20 protein-coding genes and 1 riboswitch are annotated in these 22,655 nt (G+C 51.3%); of the genes, 9 read left to right on the top strand and 11 right to left on the bottom strand.

Translation table 11 applies throughout. From position 1 onward, the window contains the following. Nucleotide 1: 1 nt before the first annotated feature. A complete protein-coding gene (locus BMX45_RS30300) occupies nt 2–2,296 on the top strand; it encodes an ATP-binding protein (protein WP_090914417.1) in 2,295 nt (764 codons plus the stop codon). Between the two features lie 34 nt (nt 2,297–2,330). Next, a complete protein-coding gene (rluF, locus tag BMX45_RS30295; RefSeq protein WP_090914415.1) occupies nt 2,331–3,032 on the top strand; it encodes a 23S rRNA pseudouridine(2604) synthase RluF in 702 nt (233 codons plus the stop codon). Nucleotides 3,033–3,155: 123 nt separating this feature from the next. Here the strand turns inward: rluF and motB are convergent, their stop codons facing one another. Continuing rightward, nucleotides 3,156–3,962: a flagellar motor protein MotB gene (motB, locus tag BMX45_RS30290; RefSeq protein ID WP_009595545.1), complete on the bottom strand. Its 807-nt coding sequence runs from the start codon at nt 3,960–3,962 to the stop codon at nt 3,156–3,158. After that, entirely contained in the window at nt 3,946–4,746 is an 801-nt protein-coding gene (gene motA / locus BMX45_RS30285) for a flagellar motor stator protein MotA (RefSeq protein ID WP_009595558.1), read from the bottom strand. Before motA ends, motB begins: the two co-directional genes overlap by 17 nt. A 191-nt stretch (nt 4,747–4,937) precedes the next feature. On the opposite strand from motA, the gene BMX45_RS30280 reads away from it, so the two are divergent. Together BMX45_RS30280 and BMX45_RS30275 are read left to right on the top strand one after the other, a co-directional pair. After that, entirely contained in the window at nt 4,938–5,231 is a 294-nt protein-coding gene (locus tag BMX45_RS30280) for a hypothetical protein (RefSeq protein WP_090914412.1), read from the top strand. 108 nt (nt 5,232–5,339) lie between these two features. Continuing rightward, nucleotides 5,340–5,654, top strand: coding sequence for a 4a-hydroxytetrahydrobiopterin dehydratase (locus tag BMX45_RS30275; RefSeq protein ID WP_090914410.1), 315 nt, complete (start codon nt 5,340–5,342; stop codon nt 5,652–5,654). 100 nt (nt 5,655–5,754) lie between these two features. Here the strand turns inward: BMX45_RS30275 and BMX45_RS30270 are convergent, their stop codons facing one another. The 5 genes from BMX45_RS30270 to BMX45_RS30250 form a co-directional block, all read right to left on the bottom strand. After that, nucleotides 5,755–6,111 (bottom strand): c-type cytochrome, encoded by a 357-nt coding sequence (locus BMX45_RS30270; RefSeq protein ID WP_006207476.1) that lies wholly within the window; start codon nt 6,109–6,111, stop codon nt 5,755–5,757. A 161-nt stretch (nt 6,112–6,272) separates the two neighbouring features. Further along, on the bottom strand, nt 6,273–6,773 hold the full coding sequence (locus BMX45_RS30265; RefSeq protein ID WP_090914408.1) for a GNAT family N-acetyltransferase: 501 nt from the start codon (nt 6,771–6,773) through the stop codon (nt 6,273–6,275). Nucleotides 6,774–7,419: 646 nt separating this feature from the next. Next, nucleotides 7,420–7,893: a C40 family peptidase gene (locus BMX45_RS30260; RefSeq protein WP_090914406.1), complete on the bottom strand. Its 474-nt coding sequence runs from the start codon at nt 7,891–7,893 to the stop codon at nt 7,420–7,422. A gap of 4 nt (nt 7,894–7,897) precedes the next feature. After that, nucleotides 7,898–8,033, bottom strand: a riboswitch (cyclic di-AMP (ydaO/yuaA leader). Between the two features lie 346 nt (nt 8,034–8,379). Beyond that, entirely contained in the window at nt 8,380–9,207 is an 828-nt protein-coding gene (locus tag BMX45_RS30255; protein WP_090914403.1) for a hypothetical protein, read from the bottom strand. Nucleotides 9,208–9,218: 11 nt separating this feature from the next. After that, nucleotides 9,219–11,210, bottom strand: a complete 1,992-nt coding sequence (locus tag BMX45_RS30250; protein ID WP_090914401.1) for a M1 family metallopeptidase — start codon at nt 11,208–11,210, stop codon at nt 9,219–9,221. A 147-nt stretch (nt 11,211–11,357) separates the two neighbouring features. Here BMX45_RS30250 and BMX45_RS30245 point away from each other — a divergent pair, with 147 nt between their 5' ends. Continuing rightward, complete coding sequence (locus BMX45_RS30245; RefSeq protein WP_090914399.1) at nt 11,358–11,876, top strand: YwhD family protein; 519 nt, start codon at nt 11,358–11,360, stop codon at nt 11,874–11,876. A 94-nt stretch (nt 11,877–11,970) separates the two neighbouring features. Here the strand turns inward: BMX45_RS30245 and BMX45_RS30240 are convergent, their stop codons facing one another. From BMX45_RS30240 to BMX45_RS30230, 3 genes are all read right to left on the bottom strand, one after another. Next, the gene (locus BMX45_RS30240; protein ID WP_090914395.1) at nt 11,971–13,140 is read right to left on the bottom strand and encodes a copper amine oxidase N-terminal domain-containing protein; all 1,170 of its coding nucleotides are present in this window, start codon (nt 13,138–13,140) and stop codon (nt 11,971–11,973) included. 184 nt (nt 13,141–13,324) lie between these two features. Then, on the bottom strand, nt 13,325–15,586 hold the full coding sequence (locus BMX45_RS30235) for a heavy metal translocating P-type ATPase (RefSeq protein WP_090914393.1): 2,262 nt from the start codon (nt 15,584–15,586) through the stop codon (nt 13,325–13,327). Then, a complete protein-coding gene (locus BMX45_RS30230) occupies nt 15,587–15,970 on the bottom strand; it encodes an ArsR/SmtB family transcription factor (protein WP_090914391.1) in 384 nt (127 codons plus the stop codon). A gap of 408 nt (nt 15,971–16,378) precedes the next feature. Here BMX45_RS30230 and BMX45_RS30225 point away from each other — a divergent pair, with 408 nt between their 5' ends. Continuing rightward, nucleotides 16,379–17,257 (top strand): hypothetical protein, encoded by an 879-nt coding sequence (locus tag BMX45_RS30225; protein WP_090914389.1) that lies wholly within the window; start codon nt 16,379–16,381, stop codon nt 17,255–17,257. A gap of 106 nt (nt 17,258–17,363) precedes the next feature. Here the strand turns inward: BMX45_RS30225 and BMX45_RS30220 are convergent, their stop codons facing one another. After that, nucleotides 17,364–19,424 (bottom strand): transglycosylase domain-containing protein, encoded by a 2,061-nt coding sequence (locus BMX45_RS30220; RefSeq protein WP_090914387.1) that lies wholly within the window; start codon nt 19,422–19,424, stop codon nt 17,364–17,366. 331 nt (nt 19,425–19,755) lie between these two features. On the opposite strand from BMX45_RS30220, the gene speE reads away from it, so the two are divergent. The 3 genes from speE to BMX45_RS30205 all read left to right on the top strand — a co-directional run bounded on the left by speE (nt 19,756) and on the right by BMX45_RS30205 (nt 22,620). Then, complete coding sequence (gene speE / locus BMX45_RS30215; protein WP_090914385.1) at nt 19,756–20,583, top strand: polyamine aminopropyltransferase; 828 nt, start codon at nt 19,756–19,758, stop codon at nt 20,581–20,583. Nucleotides 20,584–20,601: 18 nt separating this feature from the next. After that, nucleotides 20,602–21,471 carry an agmatinase gene (speB, locus tag BMX45_RS30210; RefSeq protein ID WP_012818361.1) on the top strand — a complete coding sequence of 290 codons (870 nt, stop codon included), beginning with the start codon at nt 20,602–20,604 and terminating at the stop codon, nt 21,469–21,471. A gap of 669 nt (nt 21,472–22,140) precedes the next feature. Next, nucleotides 22,141–22,620, top strand: a complete 480-nt coding sequence (locus tag BMX45_RS30205; protein WP_090914383.1) for an SRPBCC domain-containing protein — start codon at nt 22,141–22,143, stop codon at nt 22,618–22,620. Nucleotides 22,621–22,655: the final 35 nt, after the last annotated feature.

Here is a 22,655-nt window from a genome sequence, read left to right as displayed (position 1 = left end):
CTTGTCGATTAAGACGAAATTATCGATGATCATGTCCATATCGGTATTATTTATCCTTCTGCTTAACATTACGCTGAATTATTACACGACCCAGGAAAACCTGCAGCAGGATAGTGAAACCAAAATGGTAATGGCCGCCACGCAGATCGCCATTACGGTTCAGCAAACCGGCTTTAGCTCTGCGTATGTGGATAACATTTTCGGGGATATGCTGAAGGTCGCCGCGGTTAATGCGGCAAAGGCCTTAGATCCCGATATTAACAATATAACCAATCAGCAATTGGCCGAATTAAGTAAAGAGATCGGTGTGACCCACATTTCGCTGCTGGTCCGAACCAACGATGATATCGTTGTTGCCCGTTCCTCCTCCCAAGACGAAATCGGCCTTTCCACAAAAAACTGGGGGTATTGGCATACCGCATTTCTGGAATTGTTCCAGCATGGCAAAGTCGTGTCCGTTACGGAGGGGCAGCGTGCCGAGCATTTCTGGTCCGGACCGTTCGAGTTCTCCACATCCAATCCGGAGTTCATTGATAAATGGGGATACTATTATGATGGCAAGCGGAATTATATTATCGATCCCTACATCCGGAATTCGAATATCAAGGATTTTGTGAAGATCACAAGTCCGAACACCGTGGTGGAAGAGACATTGAAATCGAATCCGCGGATATTGGAAGTGACGGGCATCAACCCCGAAACGTTTGGCAATGAATATATGAGAGAGGATGGAACGGACGATGTTCACCACAAGCTCCGCAATCGACCGATCACGTTCGGCACCTACAGGTATGGGAGCCTGGATCAAGATACGGAAGCTGTGCAGAGGGCCGTTTCTACCAGCGACAATGTGGTGTTTGTCAGCACCATCAATAATAAGAAGGTGTTAAAAAGCTTCATTCCCATCCTGTCCGAAAATAAACCGACCAGCGTGATCAGTGTCGTCATGGATTATGAAGCCATCTCTTCCGTGATGAGGGAGCAGATGATCAGTCTGGTGGCTATTTCACTGGTTTTGCTCGAAATCGTGATTTTTGGCAGTTACATTGTAGCGGGTTATTTTACGAAGCCGATTCAGGCCATCCTGGGCACCGTAAACGATGTATCGGATGGTCACTTCGATCGTAGACTCGAGGTTAGCAGCCGGGACGAGCTGGGGCAGCTTGCAGGCCGCATCAATGCCATGACACGTAATCTAGGTACCTACACGAGCCAATTGAAGCAGATGGTCGATGAGAACCAGTCCGTTAAAGAGTATTTAGAATCCGTTATCAATCAGACGGCCGATGCCATTCATACAACCGACACCTATGAACGCGTGATCAGCGTGAATAAAGCGTTTGAGCAATTATATGGCTGGAAAGCGCACGAAGTGGTCGGGCGGAAGCTTGCGCTTGTGCCTCCGGCCAAAGAGGAAGAGGAGAAGAAACGCATCCGTCGTTTGCGGGCTGGTGAGCGGCTTCCGCCGGTGGAGACGGTCCGTCTGCGCAAGGATGGAAGCACGATTGAAGTGAGCATCAGCACCTCGCTTGTGCGGGACGAGAACGGCGAGGTTACCTCCATGATTAGCGTATCCCGCGATGTGACGGAACGCAATCGGATCGAGGAGTTGCTGCGGCGTTCGGAGAAGCTCAATACCGTGGGGCAGCTGGCTGCCGGGGTTGCGCATGAAATCCGGAATCCGCTTACGACCCTCCGAGGATTTTTGCAGCTTCAACAGCAGACTCACCAAGCGAATCCCGATCATATCGACCTGATGCTGTCCGAGCTGGATCGAATCAATCTGATCGTCAGTGAATTTCTGATATTAGCCAAGCCTCAGGCGATTAATTTCCAGGAGAGGGACGTGGGCATCATTATGGGGGATGTCATCTCTTTCCTCGACAGCCAGGCGCATCTGTACGGCATCGAGTTCAAATTGGATTTTATTGAAGAACCGACCTTTGTGCATTGCGAAGAGAACCAGCTCAAGCAGGTGTTCATAAATCTGCTCAAGAATGCCATTGAAGCCATGCCGGAAGGCGGGAATATATGGATCAGGCTTACACGCCCGCAGGTCGAACAGATACAGATCGATATTCGGGATGAAGGTCAAGGCATTCCGGAAGACATGATGCCGCATCTTGGCGAACCGTTTATTACGAATAAGGAAACGGGCACAGGCCTCGGGTTGATGGTAAGCCAGCGCATTATCCAGGGCCACCGGGGGACGATGGAAATCGAGAGTGAAGTTGGCGTAGGCACGAGAGTAAGTATTGTCCTGCCTGCGGTACCGCAGAAAACAATCGAAGGCTAAACATGAAGTAGTTACAGATAAGGGGATGGCATCTTTGAGAATCAATAAATTTATCAGCGAAACGGGATATTGCTCGCGTCGTGAAGCGGACAAGCTGGTGGAGAGCGGGAAGGTCACCATTAACGGGGTGGTTGCGGTCTTGGGCAGCCAGGCCGAGGAAGGCGACGATGTGCGGATCCAGGGAAAGCCGCTTCAGGACAAGAAGAAGCATGTATATATTGCTCTTAATAAGCCGGTCGGGATTACGAGCACCACCGAGTTGCATATTAAGGGCAATATTGTAGACTTCGTAGGCCATAACGAACGGATTTTTCCCATTGGACGATTGGATAAGGACTCCGAAGGACTGATCTTGTTAACGAATGACGGAGATATCGTCAATAAGATCCTTCGCTCCGAAGGAAAACATGAGAAAGAATATATTGTGACGGTGGACCGTCCGGTAACGGAATCCTTCCTTCGCGGAATGGCCGGCGGCGTCAAAATTTTGGGGGAGATGACGCTTCCCTGTGAGGTCACGCGAATGTCCGAACGCGTATTTCGAATCATTCTGATGGAGGGGAAAAATCGGCAAATTCGCAGAATGTGCAGCGCTTTTGGTTATGAGGTTCGAAAGCTGCAGCGAATCCGGATTATGAATATCCGACTTGGCAGCCAACGTATCGGCTCATGGCGCGATCTCAATGACAAAGAGAAGGAAGAGCTTGGCCGGCTGCTGAACTATAAGCTTGAGTAGCAATTATAGTGTACCGGGTTTGTGAATCCCTTGTGTAAAAATAAAACAACCGATGGGATCTGGAGGCCAGATGCATCGGTTGTTCAGGGTGTGTTATAGTCGGTTAGACCGTTCCTTTACCGGCTATTCATTAACGCTGGTAAACGTTGCGCTATCCTGGTATTTACGTATAATGGATACCTCAACCCTACGGTTCTTCGCTCGTCCAACAGCGGTGTTGTTATCGGCGATCGGATGGTATTCCCCATAACCGATCGGCATGAACCGTTTAGGATCCAGTTCCGAGTTGGTGAGCAGAATTTTCATGAACTGCAATGCCCGATCCGAGCTTAAATCCCAGTTGGACGGATATTTGCTGTTGGAAATCGGCACATTATCCGTATGACCGGAAACAATGATCTCATAATCCGGGAATTTGTGAAGCATTTGCGATATGGCCTTGGCCAGTTTACGGGCCTCCGGCTTCACCACGGCTTCGCCGGACGGGAACAGGGCATTATCCCGGATCGTAATGACAAGCTGGGAGTGGTTTAACTTGGTGCTGAGCTCTGAGGTTAAACCGTTATTTTTAATATAATTATCGAGCTGTTTCTTCAGCTTCTCCAGGTCCTCTTGCTCCTGACGCATCAACTCGGCACGACGTTGGTCTGGCGTTGTTGCTGGAACGGAAGGGGTTGTCGCTTTATGATCGTTAATATTCGGCGGGGTATCGCTGGGCTCGGTCTTGCTGTAATCCAGCACGCCGGTTCCGCCGGTGAGAGCGACGCTGAAGGCTTCGCTCATTTCTTGAAATTTGCGTGCATCCGTCGCGCTCATGGCATACAAGACCAGGAACAGGGCCAGAAGCAATGTCAGCAGGTCTGCGTACGGAAGAAGCCAGGATTCGTCGGCATGCTCCTCGTGCGGCTCGTGTCTAGTCTTTTTGCTCACTAGCACCAGCCTCCCTCTCGCTGAGCTCAGCGCGTTCGGATGGGGTCAGGAACACGGAGAGCTTCTGATTGATTGCAATGGTGGATACACCGGATTGAATGGAGAGCAGGCCTTCTACCATCATCAGGCGGATTTCAACCTCGCGCTTGGATAAGCGCTTGAGTTTGTTCGCTATCGGGTGACAGATAACATAACCGGTGAAGATACCGAGCAGGGTAGCGATAAACGCAGCCCCGATGGCATGGGCAAGCTCGCCCATGTCTTCCATATGGGATAGTGCAGCGATCAAACCGATAACGGCTCCGAGTACCCCGAGGGAAGGTGCATACATGCCGGCCTGGGAGAAGATCAGCGAGCCGGAACGATGGCGTTCTTCCGTGGCGTTGATATCTTCCATCAATACATCGCGTACGAATTCCTGATCGTTGCCGTCGATAATCATGCGCATTCCGTTACGCAGGAAGCTGTCATCGATCTCATCGACTTTGGTTTCCAGAGCCAGCAGACCTTCACGGCGCGTAATCGAAGCCCATTCCATGAACAGCTTGATCATGTCCGTCTTGTCCATCAGATTCTGTTTCACGAAGGTCATTTTGACCAGCTTCGGAATCTTTTTCAGCTCGGATAACGGAAATCCGATGAATAAAGTTGCTGCCGTACCGCCAAGAATGATTAGATAGGCTGCCGGGTTATACAAAGCGAGAAGGGAGGCACCTTTAAGAATCATGCCCACCAGTACCGCGACGATACCGATGATTAAGCCTATAATTGTTGAAATTTCCATACCACACCTCATCCGTGAGAAATAAAATAACGAATCCATTCGTCAGAACGGCTCTCATGGAGAACCGGGCCCCTTTTGTGGGGCGTTATCCTATTTATCGTCAGGTCGGGCTTTTTTTTTTAGTTGTAATTTCCGGTATAATGGAAGGAAGGGAAACGAAGCTTAGTACGGTAAGGAAAGGAGTGATTGAGATGGGTGTGAAGCACGGAAGGGATTACGGCGAAATCCTCGCGGAATTGACCGAAGCCGTCGGGCGAATTTCCGACAGCTACGTTTTCTTTGAAATGGAAGCGGAGGATTGGGGCAATCTGGCCGATGCCGAGCGGAATGAGGTTCATGAGGCGTTGGCAGAGGATTTGTTCTATGCGCTGGGTACGGAGCCGGTGATTAGCGTCGGCAGCGGTGTGGTCATGCATGACCAGAATAACCATCGAATACATATTTTGATCGGTGAAGAAGAGTTGGCCTTTGTGGCTCTTGTGTAATCACTCCAGTTATCAACGGATACAGGGCAGAATAGAATAGATGACAGAAGCCCATACTCGTGTCAGTCGGCTTTACGATAGGTTTTTTTTCGGGGAGGAAGATAAAAGATGCTTTATACGCAGCAAGAAGTAGAGGCTCATCTGGAAAAGCTTGAGGGTTGGGAATTTGAACAAGGGAGATGGATCGTCAGAAAGTATACCTTCTCCTCCTTCATGAAGGGAATCGCTTTTGTTGATGAAGTGGCAGCTATTTCGGAAGCTTTCGGACATCACCCCTACATCACCATAGATTATAAAGTCGTTACGCTGCGTCTCACTTCCTGGGACGACGGCGGCATTACGGCTGTGGATATTAAGGAAGCGCAGCAGTTTAACGAGACCTATGAGAAAAGCCGTTCCAAGGACGGCAAGTCGGGACAATAGACGGGAGACGGGTCCATCCGGTCATAGCTCCCCAATATGTAAAAACACGCTTGCGCCGGGAGGTTCTCCAGGTTCAAGCGTGTTTTGCGTATAAGCTGATTTATTTTTTCTCAGCAAGGTACAGCGCGATGTTTGCGATTTCTTCAGGCTTAAGTTGATCCTTAAAGGAAGGCATGCCCTTACGGCCTTTGGTTACAACGTTGAAGATCGCGTCCGCATCCATGTGTCCGCCTACTTGATTCAAAGCCGGTCCAGCGCCGCCTTGAAGTTGGTCACCATGACAGCTGATGCAGCTTGCTTTCAGTGTGGCTTCCGCTGCGGCAGCATCCAGAGTCACTTCCGGCATAGTCGGCTTCTCTTCCTGAGCTACCTGTTCCTTGCCTGGGAGCGTAAACATCAGCGCAATAGCCAACGCACATGCGACGAAGAACAATCCGCTCATGATCCATTTTTGCATCGTCATATCGTCCCTTCTATGTATACTGCACTTTTGCACTTGTCTCCATTATAAACCAACATCCATAGACAGCATAGCCAGTTGTGACAAAAAAAGCAACTATACCGCGCACCTTCATAAAAAGTACACAAAATTGTGCCTTTTCATATAGACAAAGATTACTATTCCTCATTTGTCGGAGGCTCATACACCATGCAGTAGAAAAGGGCGTTTCCCGTCGGTGTAAGGCGCTCATACGTATCGGTAATATGAAAGCCCGCCTTTTCGTACGCGCGGATCGCGCGTTCATTCCAGGTCATTACCTCCAGGTCGATCTCATTGGCAGGCCGCCTCTGCCTCGCTTCCCGGACAATCGTCTGCATAAACCGTTTACCCATTCCCCGCCCGCACCAATCAGGCCGCATGCCGAGCCCGATCCGCGTAACCTCATGCATCGGAAATAGCTGGGCAAATCCCCATAGCGTCTTCCGTTCATCCAAAATCGAAATGTACTGTTCCCGGCGGATGACCGGATCCCCAAACTCGATCTCAAGCCCTTTCATCTGCTCCCAGGGAAGAAAACCGTAAATGTTATAGGGAGGAGGATAGGTCCAGGCGCATATTTCTTTCGCATGCTCTTCACGCATGACCACCGTGTGAAATGAAATCGGTGCTGCATCCATTGGCAAAGTCCCCCTGTCGTAGTAATTACAAATTAAATTATACCCCATTCCTCGAACATTCTAGCCGCATCAAAAAGCCCGTCCAAGAGAAGTAGGTTTCCTTTGACAGGCAAACGGATATGTATGGGCAGGAGGAGGATAAGACATCGAAGCTTGGGCAGGATTCTCCGGTCGACTTTTCATACTGAACATTGCTCATGATGCGCTCGGCACCTACGTATCGCTGCTCGTAGTAGTCCTCAGCAAGCGGTGGATGACCACGCCCCACTTATTTAATGACAAACTTGTTACTGCGTCCATTCTATCAGACAGCAAGCAAGGGTGGGAATTACTCCTGTTGAGTTTTGCTATTTAATTAATCGCATCGGCTGCCGACGCTGAAAATAAAATCAATATTTTTCCATTATGGTGTTTAATGAAGGGAGAGGAGGGTATATAAAGGGTAGAAGATGCAACGACATGAGGAAGCGATGTGAATTTGCATAATAATTTTCTTTTTTTCTCGAAAAGTGGGAACTTTTTCGTTGTCCCAAACGTTATAAAGGTATACACAGAGCAGACAAAAGAAAAAGCCGCTGGATGAGATCGGCACAATCTCATACGCCCAGGGCTTCTTGTAAAGGATAAATCGATGAAGTTCCAATAATTAATTGTAGTTCACGGCTACAGAGTTGTACGTAGACTGACTCATGACTCGCTTAGCACCTACGTATCGATTGGCGTAATAGCTCTGGCTCAGCGGACTGATAATGACACCGCGCGAGGATGAGGAATGAGCGAATTTGCCGCCCCCAACATAAATACCCACATGAGATACACCTCTGCCGGATGTGTTGAAGAACACGAGATCGCCAGCTTTCAGCTTGCTCTTGGCTACGGCCGTACCGACTTTGTATTGAGCTGCAGACGTGCGCGGCAGGCTTAGACCAAGTTTCTTGTAGATATAGCTGGTGAATCCGGAGCAGTCAAAACCATTCGTTGTGGTTCCACCTGTTTTATAAGAGACACCAATGGCTGGTTTGATTGCAGTATTTAATTTGGAATCGGCGAAAGCGCTTCCGGTCCCTAATGTGAGTGCGAGGGCCAGGCCTAGAGAAACGGCCGTTAACTTCTTTTTCAAAACAAAAAGCTCCTTCCATTGCCTGCGAGGTTAGCTTAAGGGTTCGGTTGAAGGTCCCCTATGATCCCTCTCTTGCGAGATCAATTCACCCAAAACGGATCCCCCGCTTCCCAATCATGGGAATTCGGCTCCTTAAAATGTTGATGAACCCATTCATTGATGTCTGACGTTCCAACATGCTTAACGAAATTACATAGTTCCAGCAAAAAGTTACAGTAAAGATGACAAAGTTGTTACTAACATATTCGTTATTTTAGCAGAGTATTAACAATTTGGCAAATGAGGAAAGCTCATTTTTATACAAAAAAACCTGTCCCCGTCAAGCGGGATCAGGTTTTTTTGTAATTTGGCCATCGGAAAATGTAATATTGAGGAAAAAAGAGTTTCTATTCTTTGTAAAATCAAGTCCGAGAGAGAAATGTGTCGCTTCCGATTACAGCATATTTACGAGCTTGTTCATCATAGGATGGTAACGAAATGTAACGATTAGGCATGCTGCGAGGAAGAATCCCGCCACAAATGGTATTGGGCGGAAATTACCCAAATTTGGAAAAGCCCATTTAGAAAATAAGAGGCTTGCTGAATAATCAAGCCGATCAATCCCGCCCAGAGGAGCGATGCCGAACTCAGGAGCAAAAGAATGACGCAGGCTGATCCGCCAACGGTAAGGGATAACAGCACGGCCGTGCCCAGTCGGCGGAAGAGCGCAAGAACGGAGCTGATCATGCCGGAATTGTCCGTACGGCCGAATTGCATATAGAGCAATAACAGGCGAATCAGATAGGCGTACAGAAACCAGCCGGCTGCATGAGGCAGCGCATGAAGCAGCAGAACCGGCTCATGGATCCCGTTCAGCAGGATCGGAAGGATTTTGGGCAGAATCCAGTATCCGGGCACAAAGGTAAGAACAAGTTCGATCAGATAGAATACCGTAACGGGCTTCCACAGCTTCTGCATGCCGGTGAAGAAGAATAATCCGCGCTCGCCCTTGGCCTCCTGGTGGAGGTTATAGAAGATGCCTGCCCGAATGAGCGGGGTACATACCATCCGGATCAGGAGCAGAGCGGCCAGAAGCCAACCATAGGTATGGACGGTGCCGCTTAACGATAGACTCATCTCGCCCTCGTAGAAGAATAACAGGCGACTAAGCTCGTTAGGGGCAGAATCCGGATACCGCATCAACAGGGGGACGACTGCCGATTTTACAAGCCGGTACAGGCAATATCCCCACAGCATGCGGTACAAGAACAGCAGAATGGAGACGTATAATTGGTCTTTAACACTGATCCACCCTTGGCCTGCATAACTTTTCATGTGCTCCCCCCTCACCATGACAGGCTGCCGAACAACGTCTCCACAAGCTTGGTAATACTGAGATTCCAGCGTGTGACCACCTTCGGATCCATTCCTGCCTTCATATAGTTATTGATGTGTCTATTCTCCAAAACGATGGAGTATTTCGGATCAACCATGGCCCAGGCGAGCGGGGTGCTGTACTCCAAGGTGTACGTAACTTTTCCGTCCTTGCCGCTCCAGGTTCGCTCCACCGTTTTGCCGTCCTCAAAGGCGAACACGATAGGCACATCGGTTATATCTCCGTCCTTGCTCGTAATCTTGACCGTGGATTCATAGAGCGGATGGTCTGACGTGCCTTTATTTTTGGTTTTGATTACATCGATGGCGACGTCGGCCATTTGGCTTCCATATACATATTGGTCAAAATACGATTGCCAGGAGGTTTTGCTTACTTGCTCGACGACTTTCTGAAAATCAGACGTGGTTGGGTGCTTGAACCGGTATTTCTGGGCATAGGTATGCATGATTTTCCCCATCATCTGCGGACCGACCTGCCGTTCAATGCCTTGCAGCACCAGCTTGCCTCTCGTGTAAACATTCAGCGCGTAGTTCTCGTGTGAGCTGTATTTCCAGGACTCCATCTTCAGCGGGGCAGGGGAGGTAATCGATGCTCCTTGAGCAGCGGTGTTGGAGGTAATGCCGTATTCCTTCTCCATCACTCTTTCTTCTGCATAGGTTGCAAAGGCCTCGTCCAGCCACGCTTCCTCAAATTCGTTGCTTGCGATCATTCCGTAAAAATATTGGTGGGCGATCTCGTGAATGACGGTCCGTTCGAGCTCATAACCCGGCGAATCGTTCTTGGCACCGAAGGCCGTGACCAGCGTCGGATATTCCATGCCGCCTGCACCGTTGCCCGACTCCGGCGGGACGACGATGGACAACGTGGAATAAGGATAGGTTCCGTACCATTTACCAAACGAAGCCAGTGCCGACTTGGCGGCATCAAAGTAACGGTCCCTCAGGTCTTTATGGGCCGGATCGAGATACAGCTTGATGCGGACGCCCGGCACGCCCGGTGCCGAAAAGGCCTCCTCGGCCGTGACAAAGTTGGGCGAGGCCGACCAGGCAAAATCATGCACATCATCGGCATAGAATTGATAAATTTTTTCCCCGTTCGACTTTTGGGCAGGCTTAGTCGGGAATCCTGTCGCGGCGACAATGTAATTCTCGGGCACCCGGATGCGAACGCTGTAAATGCCGAAGTTGGAATAGAACTCGGAGTTGCCGTGGTATTGATGAAGATTCCATCCTTCCTCGGCTCTTCCGCGAAGTCCGGTCGGTTCATAGACCGATACCTTAGGAAACCATTGGCCAGCCATAATAAAATTATCGGTGGTGCCCATACGCGCGAATATTTTGGGAAGCTCGACTTCAAATTCCATGTGAATGGTGATGCTCTCCCCGCCCTTGATGGGCTTGGGCAATCTTAGTTTGACTAGGCTGTGGTCCTTGATGTTCCCGTCATCGGGTTGGACGAATTGAAGGCGATGGGTCAGGGCCAGTCCTTCCGTCGTTTTCACATTGGTAATGGTCATGGAGCCGTACCCGTCGTCCGGCATGGGGTCGGAACGAAGCCTGCCGCCCGATTCCTTCATAAAGGTCGTTTCATCGGAAGCAAAGGCATTGGGGTACAGATGAAAGTACAGCTCATTTACGCTTTTTTTGCCTGGATGAGTCCAAGTGAGTGTCTGCTTGCCCTTAAGCTTGTTCTCCTCAGGCTCGTACCGAACATCCATGTGATATTCCACCAGCCGATCGCTTAAGGCCGGAGCGGGAGTATTAGGCTGCACCTTAGGCGGTGAGAGCGGGGCCTTCTCCACGGCAGAGGCAGAGGGCTTGCCCGCATTTGGGGCAAGGACAGACGCTGAGGACCCTGGATTCAGAAATATCGGCATCGATCCTGCAAGCAAACCAAGGGCAAGCAGGGATGATAGAAAGACTTTGGCACGTGGTGGGACCATATTGAACAACCTCCCGTTGACAAGCATCTAGTGCATGTATATGTTTGCTTTTGGGGGATTATTAGTTAAAATAAAATTATTGGGACATGGTTATCAATTTAGCGGCTGATACGTGAGAATCGGCTCTGATATAGGAGGTCGGCAGCAGTGGAGAACGAAGATCAGAAGCAGGGTGCGAAGAAACCCATTGCGTTGAACATTATTAATAGCAAGAGTAAGCATAAAGGGTTTGGATCCGGCTCCATCGATCTGAACAGTTTGTCGCCTGTCATCATCGACAATGGCGAGGCGCGAGTGGATATTGGAGCCATGCATGCAAAGAGCAAGGTGGAGAAGGGCATCCGTTTCAGCATGAACCGGGATGAAGTGCCCAACGGACGCCAGGTGTGGATCGTGTGGGTAGCTGTAGACCGTACCGCGGAAGGACAGCATTATGCAGGCATGACCGCGTGCGAAATGTGGATCGACCATGAAGCCCGGCGCGGCTGGAAAATCCTCGCCGATCATGTAAATAAAATGGATGCGGCGATGAAGCGCAAGATTATTCTGGATGGGCTTGGCGACGTGGAGAAGAAAGCGCTGCGCGAACTTCTGATCTCCCGTAACGAGGAATGGTGGAATGCCTCGCCGGAGGAGTTTAAAGAAGCTCTTCAAACAGCGGAGTGATACCATAAATAAGCTATTTTCTAGATGCGGACATAAGGAAAGACCGGTAGGATTCTTGAATGAATCCGCCGGTCTTTTTTTGTGATTGATACGGTTAGAATGGAAGGGCGTAGGTCAGCTTTTTCTTTATATCAAGAAACGGATTTTCGTATTGAAGCTTCAGCTTGCCGCCGGCATATCCGTCATACGTAAGGCCGTCTCCGATGAAACCCACTTCGTTTGGCGGCATCTCTTCAATAGCTTTGATACTCTCCTCGTCCAAAAGTTCGGGATAGATAAGTTCTGCGGACTTGCCTGTCGGTTCAACGATATACAGGGTTGCCTTCGTATAGGGACGGACGAGCAGGAAGTCCCGTTCGATCGCTTCCACAATAAAATGATCGTCAACACCGGTGAGGGCGGCCAGATCGTAGGTTTTTACCGTTTTGCCCATCGGATGAACCAGCTCCAGCGTGCTGCCATTCATCATGGCAATATTGCCTTTGTAGCGGAGTTGGTCCGGATGGTAGTTAATCCCGGCAAAATTGGTGTGATTCGTTTTGGAAAGCTTCAGAATTTTCATGTCCTGAATGAGCACACGATATCTTCCTTCATGGATATGGGGTTCCCCGTAATAATTGGACAAGTCGACGACATAGGTATTGCTGTTGATGCGATGGGCGTTCAAGCCGACTTGATCGATATCCTCGATCGGGAGAATGCCGACATTCGTTGGCGTCGTTCCGGCTTTCCCCATGGACAGCATACCGGTCTCGCGATTTACCCAGAACAGCATGTTGGCCTTGGAGGCATAAGCATATCGGGACCAGGAGTCAAAGGTGGTTCGAAGTCCGGATTTGCTGTCGTACTTCAGCGGAATGCCAAAGCCTTTGGTAATCAGGCTGGCGGGAACATAAGTCACGCCTTTCTTCACAACCGGAGCCGCCTCGAGCTTCAGAGCGGTACCCGTGGCATTGACGGCGCGCGAATTTCCAATAATAATGCGTACAGACTGGGTCGGGCTGTTAATGTACAGCTCGTTCTTTCCAGGGATCGTCAGTTGCAGCTGCAGTTGTTCGGAAACTTCCTTCAATGGAACGAACACGACGCCTTTGCTCGTATAAGGTTTATGCTTGACATCCAGCGTACTCCAGGCTGCCTTGCTCTGCGATGTGGAGGCTGCTGCCGCATGGGCAGGAATGGTGATGAGCGATGAGGATGTAAGCATTAAAGACAATGCTATGGATGCGGTACCTGCTAGTTTGATGATTTGTACGGATTTCATGTCTTTCCTCCTTCTGGTTTTCACTCCCGCCTATATAAACGACTAATTAATGGGAAATGTTTCATCAAATCGAGAAAAATCATGTAAAAAATGATATATGCGATGAAGCAAAGCTGAGGGGAGAAGGTGCATGCGAACCTAAAAAACCGGAGCTGCCCAGAAAGGGACGCAGCTCCGGTTTATATCAATGTCCTGATTGCAGCTCCTGATCCTTGCCAAGCAGAATGGTGAGACCCAGCAGGGTAACGATAATGGTGGCCCCCATGTCCGATATGATCGCGATCCATAGGGTCAGCCAGCCCGGAATCGTTAGCAGCAGAGCGATGGCCTTCAGCGACAAGGAAAGTCCGATGTTCCATTTAATAATCCGGTTGACTCGTCTTGCCGTCTTGATGGCTCCGGGCAGCTTACCAAGGTGATCCTGCATCAATACGATGTCGGCGGTTTCGATGGCGCTGTCCGTTCCTTTTCCCATTGCGATGCCCAGATCGGCAGCGGCCAATGCAGGGGCGTCGTTAATGCCATCGCCGACCATGCCGGTCTTTTTGCGGGAGCTAAGCTCCTTGATTTTGGCAACCTTCTGTTCCGGCAGCAGGCTTGCGAACACCCGCGATACGCCGGATTGTTTCGCGATCGCCTGCGCCGACTGCTCATGGTCGCCCGTCAGCATCACCGTTTCCGTGATTCCAGCCTCGTGAAGCTTGCGGACAACGGCTGCGGTCTCCGGCCTAATCTCATCGGCAAGACCGAATTGACCTAATACGCGCTCCTCGCTTACGGCGGCAACAATCGTGTACCCCTGGGCCTTCATTCGTCGAATGTCATCCTCAACGGCACGGATATGATCTTGAGAGCCGCTGACATGCTTCAGCACTTCTTCGCTGCCTACCCAGAACAGCTTTCCTCCGATTTCTGCCCGAATGCCTTCACCCGGCAGCACCGTAATCTGTTGAGGTTCATTAAACATGCATTGCGGCTGCTTGATCTCCAGATGTTTCATGACGGCTTTGGCCAACGGATGGAGAGAGGATTGCTCCAGTGCGCCTACCACGGAATAAAATTTCTCTTCATCATATACGGTTTCTGCGTAGACGGCCGGCTCGCCCTTGGTCAGGGTTCCCGTCTTGTCGAAAGCGACGGCTTCCAGGCGTCCGAGCTGCTCCAGATGGACTCCGCCTTTGATTAGAATGCCGTTGCGTGCGGCGCGGGTCATCCCGCTAACGAGCGCTATCGGCGAAGAGAGCACGAGCGAGCAAGGACACCCGACAATGAGAATGGACAGCCCCTGGTAGACCCAGGTCATCCAGGGCTGATTCAGCAGCAACGGAGGAATCAGCGCAACCGCCAACGCGATGATCATAATGGCAGGCGTATAGTACTTAGCAAATTTATCGATGAATAGCTCCGTCGGCGTCTTGCTGTCCTGCGCCTCCTGCACAAGATGCATGATCTTGGCCAGGGATGAATCCTGATAGGCCTTCGATATGGCGATGTAGAGCACGCCGTCGGTGCTTACGCTGCCGCCAAAGACGGCGTCGCCCTCCCGTTTCGTAACAGGCACCGATTCTCCGGTTATGGCAGCTTCGTTTACTGTGCCGGTTCCCTGGGTTATGGCTCCGTCCGAAGGAATTTTCTCGCCAGGCCTTACCCGGACAACGTCTCCGGGAGAGAGGCTCTCGATCGGCACGCGTTTGGTTTGGCCGTCTACCCAAAGCTCGGCTTCCTTCGGCGCTGCGGCCAGCAGCGCTTCCATGGATTGGCGGGCACGGTTCATGCCGTAGCCTTCCAGCAGCTCATTGAGGCCGAACAGAATGGCAACGAGCGTGGCTTCCCGCCACTCCCCGATAATGACGGCACCTACGAGCGCAACGGTCATCAGGGTATCCATATTGAATTTGAAGCGGGTCAGGTTACGCAGTCCGCGCAAAAACGTCGTATACCCGCTCAATAACATGGCACCTGCATAGAATGCGATCACGACCGGCTCGGCGGTTTTCCCTTCTAATAGAAAAGTTAGCAGATAAAACACAGCCGAAATGGACAGCAGCCACTTCATTTTTCGTTCGCTGCCATGACTGTGTTTATGTCCATGTTCATGGCTTTGTCCGTGGTCGTGTTCTTCTGACGCACCATGAGCGTGCGACGAAGAGGCGGGCTGAACATCAGCGCCGGGAACCGAATGGGCTGTTTGGGGAGCGTAAACGATACGGGCTCCATCACTTTTCAATATGTTTTCTACCCGGTTTAGGTTCACCTGGGGGGAAAGGGTCAGCTTTCCGCTGTTATAACTCAGCCGGGCGTCGCCTCCATGGTCGAGCTTCTGGATCTCCTCCTGCATTTCACGGGTGCAGTTCGGGCACGAGAGGCCCTGGACCTTGTATTCAACAAGTTTGCTGCCATCTGCGTCAGGAGATGTTTTGGATTGCTGATGGTTGTCCGTGCTCATCTACACCCTCTCCTTCTGGTGCTCCAGCGTCATATGAAGCAAAGTCCGGATATGATCGTCTTTTAGCGAATAGTATACATTCTTACCCGCCTTGCGCGATTTGGCGATATTCTTGTTCTTCAGCGTGCGTAAATGATGGGAGGCTGTTGCGGTGGAGCTTCCGAGAACTTCAGCCACGTCGCAAACGCATAACTCGCCGCCGCGGTCCAGCATATAGGCTACCTTGACCCGCGTCGGGTCGGCCAGCGCCTTGAAAATCTCGGCCATGCCGAGCATATCGTCATCCGAAACCGTTTCTTTTAACAAAGCAACCCTCTCGGTTGAAGGACATTCCGTTTCACACAGCTCCAGAGCCACGTCCTCTTTCATTGTTCGGACATTCATAAGATCAACCTCCTTGAAATAGGAGCAATAAGTGCTCTTTATTCTATATATTCAAACGTTGATTTGATTGTTAGTCATAATATACCCGATTTACACATGATATTCAAACGAATATTTGATTGTTCACAAGCTTTTCACAGCGCAGGTTATGATCCGGCAAGTCATATCATATGAACCAATTCCAGCGTTAGGCGCAGCGGCCGCACAGAAAATCCTTCCATTTCATTTCACGCCAACTTATACTATTAGCAAAAAGATGTAAAATTCGCACAGGAAGAGTATCTGCGGCCCAGGCGCCTCAAGCGCTGCATCATATCCTGTACGGGCCATCGTTTCGACTCGAATGTGTACATTATCTAATACCTATCCTTCGATTTGCGGATGTGTATAAACAGGGGAGGCCGGAGTATGACTTGTCCGATATGTCGAAATGAAACGGGAGATGGGAAATATTGCAAGAAATGCGGGACCAGGCTGATTATCGAGGATTCTCCCGTCTTTGCGGCCATGAAGGAGCAAGCTGCTGCGTCGGAAATTTACGGCGTCGCCAGGCGAGGCGGAAGCATAAATAGGGAGATTTCTCATGTGCGCCAAGGAGAAGCCGCTCTGCCGGTGTATACTCCGCCGGATATTTCATTTCCTACAGCAGGCCGCCAGCATGCCGAAGAGGAAGAGGGGCCGAATCCTTACTGGACCAGCTTAAAATTGTATGGGCAGCTCTATGGGGACCATTTCCTGAAGGGGCTAAGGCATCCCTTCAGCGCAGCTGCCGTAACGGACAATAGCCAGTTCCTAAACGCGATCGTATCCATGCTGCTCTATATTGTGCTCCTTCCGCTCGCGCTGTACGCAGCGCTTCATCATGAACTGCAGGGACTCCCGGAGGGGGCGTTTGTAGATCTTGTCCTGAAGCCTATTGTCTGGATTGCGATTTTCTTGTTTTTGCTGAACGTCTTTACCTTCGCTGCAGTCAAGCTGTCATTTAACCCGGCTGCGAAGCTGAAAGAAGTCATGGCCAGATTCGGCACATTGCTGCCGCTATACCTTGTGTTGTATGCGATCAGTTTGCTGTTCCTGTTTCTGAATGGCGATATATCCAAGGTTATCATCCTCCTAGCGTTCATCAGCACCGTGATGACCGTGCCGTTATGCGTCATGACCGGCTACAAGAGAAGAGTGGCGGGCGGCCTGGATCCGCTGTATGCGATCCTGCTGGTCTACGTTGCCGTCATGCTCGTCATCGTGCTTCTGGGCAGCTCCATGATCGAATATATGAGCATTTTATAAGAAGCCATCTACATAAAGAATCGTGAAAAAGAGAAAAACAGCAGGCTCTTTATCGGGAAAGCCCGGAAAAAGAGCCTGCTGTTTTTTGGCTTGACGGGTTAACCGTTTATTCGACCCACCATCGTTTGAAATCCTTCCACCAGGAACGTTCCTCCTGTTTCTCGGCAGCATCTGCAGGGTTAGCCTTCTTGGCGGGCTCCCCGCCTTCATGTTCGTCGCAATACTCCGTGGGCTCCGTCCCTTTGACGAAAACCTCCAGCATTTTGTCCGGACAGCCGGCGCCTGCAAGCTTGCCCGTCTTCGGATCTACATACGCGCTGACGACTTCATCCGGGATCGGAAAAATCTTGGGCGGCACGTTCTCCAGTGCCTTCTCCGTAAACTGCGCAAAGATCGGCGCTGCGCGCCGTCCGTCGACTTTGCTGATCTCCCGTCCTTTGTCATACCCGACCCATACCGCCGTCGACAGCTCCGGGGTATATCCGACGAGCCAGGCGTCGGTGTCGGTCGTGCCCGTCTTTCCGGCCACCGGCCGTTTCATCAGGGTGGAGACGCGGTTACCCGTTCCGCCGGTCTCGAATACCCCCTCCATCATGCGTGTCATCACGTAAGCTGCAGAAGGCTCAACCACTTGCTCGCCTTCCTCTTCCGGAGCCGTATACAAGCTGCGGCCGGCCGCGTCGGTGATGCTCAGCACCGCGACAGGGGAGACCCGCTTGCCGCTGTTAGCCATGACGGCGTAAGCGGAGGCCATCTCCAGCGGGCTGACGGGCGAGGTGCCCAGGGCCAGCGAAGGGACAGGCTCCAGCGGACTCGTGATACCCATCTTTTTTGCCATGTCGGCGACTTTATCCGGGCCGATCTTCATGATGGTATTCACGGCATAGATGTTATCCGAGGCGGCAATGGCTTCCCGCATAGGGATTTCGCCTAAATATTTATCGCCGAAGTTGCTGGGCTGGTACGTTTTGCGATTGTTATCGTAATGAAACAGGGTAGGTTGGCTGTTGAACACGCTGGTGCTCGTCATTTCCTTGGATGCGATGGCCGTTAAGTACATAATCGGCTTAAATGAGGAGCCGGGCTGCCTGGTTTTGGCCAACGCGTGGTTGTATTGATTCTCGCGGTAATTCTTACCGCCGACCATAGCTTTGATGTGGCCGTTTCGCGGGTCGATGGATACGAGCGCCGTCTCCAGCTCGCTCTTGCTGTCCATGCCCTCGGATACGGCCTCTTCGGCTGCTTTCTGGGCGCGCGGATCCAGTGTGGTATAGATGTTCAAGCCGCCCTGCTCGAGCTGCTGGTCCGTGATGTTCAACTGCTTGATGACGAGACCCCGGACATAGTCCCGGAAGTAGGAGGCAATTACTTTATTCTCCTGCCGGTCCTGCGGGAGCAGGGCAAGCTTGGCCGAAGCGGCTTTATCCGCCTCGGCCTCCGTGATGAATCCGGTCTCCGCCATGGCATTCAGGACGATCTGCTGTCTTTTGACCGCGTTGTCCATATGATTGTAGGGCGAGTAATACGTGGGCCCCTTCGGAATGCCGGCCAGCATCGCGCTTTCGGCCAAGGTCAGGTTTTTTGCCGATTTGCCGAAATACAACAGCGACGCCGATTCGATGCCGTAAGCGCCGTGGCCGTAATAAATCTCGTTCAGGTACATTTCGAGAATTTGATCTTTCGTATATTTCATCTCAAGCTGGGCGGTGAATTTGGCCTCCTTGAGTTTACGTGTCCATGTTTTTTCATGAGATAGGTATAAGTTTCGCGCAAGCTGTTGGGTTAACGTGCTCGCTCCCTGTTTGCGATCCATATGCTGCAGGTTGACCAATACGGCCCTGGCCATGCCCTTCATATCGAACCCGGGATGATCATAGAATTTTCGGTCCTCAACCGCCAAGGTGGCCTGAATCAGGAAGGGGGATATGTTGGCCAGATTCACCTGCTCGGATGTATGTCCCGTGCTTGAGAATGTGGCAATCAAATCTCCCTGGCTGTCGAGCAGGCGGGAATATCGGGATGTTTCCGCGACCGGCAGCGGCGTTATAAATAAATAGGCGATCAGAATGCCGCCGGCGATGATGGAAATGCCAAGGAGTACGAACAGAAATGTAGCAAGCCGGACGAAACGACGTTTGCGCTTGGGTGATTTTTTTTGCCCCGGCATCAGATGTTCTCCTTCCAGTCCTTTTGTAGAGTCAAGGCCTTTGTGCCGCCAAAAACGAGATGTGCTCAAATTCTCCTTGGCTGCCTTCTTTTTCTATACAGTATGGGGCTGCAGCGGTCAGGATATTCATCGGAAAGGGCGATGTTTTTGCTTCCGTTTGCATGTGCCGGAACTTTTGGTTGCAATTTGGGCTTGATTTAATATAATCTAATTTGTTTGGTACAATAGGAAAAGTGTGAAACTGTAAGCTAAAGGCATCTGCCCCGAATAAAGTTTTACGGCTTGGATCTGGACGGCTGAACATTATTCTAGCGGAAAGAAGGTAGTGACGATGGAATTATGGTACACAGAGAAGCAAACCCCGACTTTTGGCATTACGGCTAAAATCCGGGAGACCTTTGTACATGAGAAGACGGAGTTTCAACAATTGGATATGATCGATACCGAGGAATTCGGGCGCATGCTGGTGCTGGACGGTATGGTTATGACTACGATTAAGGATGAATTCGTCTATCATGAGATGGTCGCTCACCCCGCGCTGAACACGCATCCAAATCCGAAGAAGGTTCTTGTCGTCGGCGGAGGAGACGGTGGCGTCATTCGCGAAGTGATCAAGCATCCGGGCGTAGAGAAGGCCGTACTCGTTGAAATTGATGGAAAAGTTATTGAATATTCGAAGCAGTACTTGCCTGAGATCGCCGGCAAGCTGGACGATCCGAAGGTTGAAGTGCTGGTTAACGATGGATATATGCACATTATCGAGCATAAGAACGAATACGATGTTATCATGGTGGACTCCACCGAGCCTGTTGGCCCGGCTGCTCCGTTGTTTGAGCGCGGATTCTATCAAGGGATCTATGAGGCGCTGAAGGAAGACGGTATTTTCGTGGCGCAAACGGACAATCCGTGGTTTAAAGCTGACCTGATTCAGCAGGTCAACAAAGACGTGAAGGAAATCTTCCCGATCGTGCGTGTCTATGGAGCGAACATTCCAACCTACCCAAGCGGTCTGTGGACCTTTACGATGGGCAGCAAAACATACGATCCGCTTGAAGTGGACGTGTCTACGATTGATGAGATGGATACGAAGTATTATTCGCCTCGTCTGCATAAAGCCGCCTTCGTGCTGCCGAAATTCGTAGAAGACTTGGTGAAATAAGGAGGCGCGCATAAACTGATGAAACTGGACCAAGGTTATTCCGGCAACGTGTTTATTCTGAGCTCCGAGGATTATGAAGGATCCAAGGCCGTCATCTACGGTATGCCGATGGACTTCACGGTTAGCTACCGTCCCGGCTCCCGTTTCGGCCCGGCCCGTATCCGCCAAGCATCCGTTGGCTTGGAGGAGTACAGCCCTTACTTGGATAAGAGCATTGAAGATATCACTTATTTCGATGCAGGCGACCTGATGCTGCCTTTCGGCAATGCCGGCCGCAGCCTTGAAGTGATCGGCGATTATGTAGGCAAGCTGCTGGACGACGGGAAGTTCCCGATCGGACTCGGCGGAGAACACCTTGTCTCGTGGCCGATTATTCAGAAGGTGTATGAGAAGTATCCTGATCTCATTCTGATCCATATCGATGCCCATGCCGATCTGCGCGAGCATTACGAGGGAGAGCCGTTGTCCCACTCCACGCCGGTCCGCAAGGCGGCGGGCATTATGGGCGGCAAGAACATTTATCAGTTCGGCATCCGTTCCGGCTCCCGCGAGGAGTTCCAGTACGGACGCGAGAACATCAATTTCTACCCGTTTGAGGTAGCCGCTCCGCTGAAGGAAGCATTGCCTTCCATGGGCAACCGTCCGGTCTACGTGACCATCGACATCGACGTGCTTGATCCGTCTGCCGCACCAGGCACCGGTACGGCAGAAGCCGGTGGCATCACGTCGAAAGAGCTGCTGGAAGCCGTACATCTGATTGCAAACTCCGATGTGAACGTTGTTGGCTGCGATCTCGTGGAAGTTGCGCCGATCTACGATCCGACCGAGCAGACCCAGATCGTGGCTGCGAAATTGATTCGCGAGATGCTGCTGGGATTTGTGAAGTAGGGGATTCCACCCACCCAAACCCTCCCTGCCAGGGAGGGCCCCAAGGGCGCTGCCCTCTGGACACCCGCAACGTTGCGTTCGGCGGGGCTGTGGGGATCGAAGCGGGGCTGGTGCTTGTGCCCGGCCACCCTTCGGTCTCCCCTGCGGGGACGTCCTCGTGGCCTCTAGCGCGAGCTGGTGGCCGAGGCTTTGCCCCTCGGCCGATGAAAGAAAAAGCAAGCCCTCCCTACCTAAGCCTAACGGCTATCGGGGAAGGCTTGCTTTTTCGCGTGAGCGCGGCCCTCTCGGTCAATTCCCTGACGGGTTGCTCGCGGGCCAGCCCCAACATACAAGATCAGCCGAGGCTTTGTCCCTCGGCAGTTAAAGAAAAAGCAAGCCTCCCCTACCTAAGCCTGCGGCTATCGGTGTCGGCTTGCTTTTTCGCGTGAGCGCGGCCCTCTCGGTCAATTCCCTGACGGGTTGCTCGCGGGCCAGCCCCAACATACAAGATCAGCCGAGGCTTTGTCCCTCGGCAGTTAAAGAAAAAGCAAGCCTCCCCTACCTAAGCCTAACGGCTATCGGGGAAGGCTTGCTTTTTCAACTTTGAGCAATTGAGAAGAAATGATTTGTAGTCCTATGTTATATGCTTAAGGAAGCTTGATCCGGATTTGAAATAAGGAGGCTAATAACATGGCAGATTCGTCCGGCAAGAAGAGAATTGACTCTGCTGCGAGGATGATTAAGGCTTCGCCCCAAACCATTTACCAGGCATTCACTGACCCCAAGACTTGGGTGTCGTGGCTTCCGCCAGAGGGGATGTCAGGTCAGATCGATACCTTTGATGCCCGTGAGGGTGGGACTTATCGAATGGTGCTCACCTATATTGGAACGGACCACGCGAACCTCGGCAAATCATTGGCAGGCACGGATATCGTCCAAGGTAAATTCCTGGCGTTGGTGCCAAACAAGAAAATTGTGCAGTGCTTTGAGTTTGAGTCGGATGATCCCGTTTACGGGGGCCAGATGAGAATGACATGGACGTTGACAGCACTTGCGGAAGGCACTGAAGTGGCGGTTGATTGCGAGGACGTCCCTGAGGGCATACGGCAGGAGGACCACGAAGCAGGCCTCCGTTCTACGCTTGAGAATCTCGCGGTTTTTACGGAGTGATAGCGGACAGGCTGCGCGCCTCGCGAGGGCTTTGA

This window comes from Paenibacillus sp. cl141a (assembly GCF_900109305.1).
Lineage (GTDB): Bacteria > Bacillota > Bacilli > Paenibacillales > Paenibacillaceae > Paenibacillus_AQ > Paenibacillus_AQ lautus_A.
Note: the sequence above shows the minus strand (reverse complement) of the source record. Positions and strands in the feature narration are given on the sequence as shown.

Coding starts and splice junctions, on each gene's coding strand:
- motA (WP_009595558.1), bottom strand. CDS start 4,746: ATGGAAATTTCAACAATTATAGGCTTAATCATCGGTATCGTCGCGGTA.
- BMX45_RS30280 (WP_090914412.1), top strand. CDS start 4,938: ATGGGTGTGAAGCACGGAAGGGATTACGGCGAAATCCTCGCGGAATTG.
- BMX45_RS30275 (WP_090914410.1), top strand. CDS start 5,340: ATGCTTTATACGCAGCAAGAAGTAGAGGCTCATCTGGAAAAGCTTGAG.
- BMX45_RS30270 (WP_006207476.1), bottom strand. CDS start 6,111: ATGCAAAAATGGATCATGAGCGGATTGTTCTTCGTCGCATGTGCGTTG.
- BMX45_RS30265 (WP_090914408.1), bottom strand. CDS start 6,773: ATGGATGCAGCACCGATTTCATTTCACACGGTGGTCATGCGTGAAGAG.
- BMX45_RS30255 (WP_090914403.1), bottom strand. CDS start 9,207: ATGAAAAGTTATGCAGGCCAAGGGTGGATCAGTGTTAAAGACCAATTA.
- BMX45_RS30250 (WP_090914401.1), bottom strand. CDS start 11,210: ATGGTCCCACCACGTGCCAAAGTCTTTCTATCATCCCTGCTTGCCCTT.
- BMX45_RS30240 (WP_090914395.1), bottom strand. CDS start 13,140: ATGAAATCCGTACAAATCATCAAACTAGCAGGTACCGCATCCATAGCA.
- BMX45_RS30235 (WP_090914393.1), bottom strand. CDS start 15,586: ATGAGCACGGACAACCATCAGCAATCCAAAACATCTCCTGACGCAGAT.
- BMX45_RS30230 (WP_090914391.1), bottom strand. CDS start 15,970: ATGAATGTCCGAACAATGAAAGAGGACGTGGCTCTGGAGCTGTGTGAA.
- BMX45_RS30225 (WP_090914389.1), top strand. CDS start 16,379: ATGACTTGTCCGATATGTCGAAATGAAACGGGAGATGGGAAATATTGC.
- BMX45_RS30220 (WP_090914387.1), bottom strand. CDS start 19,424: ATGCCGGGGCAAAAAAAATCACCCAAGCGCAAACGTCGTTTCGTCCGG.
- speE (WP_090914385.1), top strand. CDS start 19,756: ATGGAATTATGGTACACAGAGAAGCAAACCCCGACTTTTGGCATTACG.
- speB (WP_012818361.1), top strand. CDS start 20,602: ATGAAACTGGACCAAGGTTATTCCGGCAACGTGTTTATTCTGAGCTCC.
- BMX45_RS30205 (WP_090914383.1), top strand. CDS start 22,141: ATGGCAGATTCGTCCGGCAAGAAGAGAATTGACTCTGCTGCGAGGATG.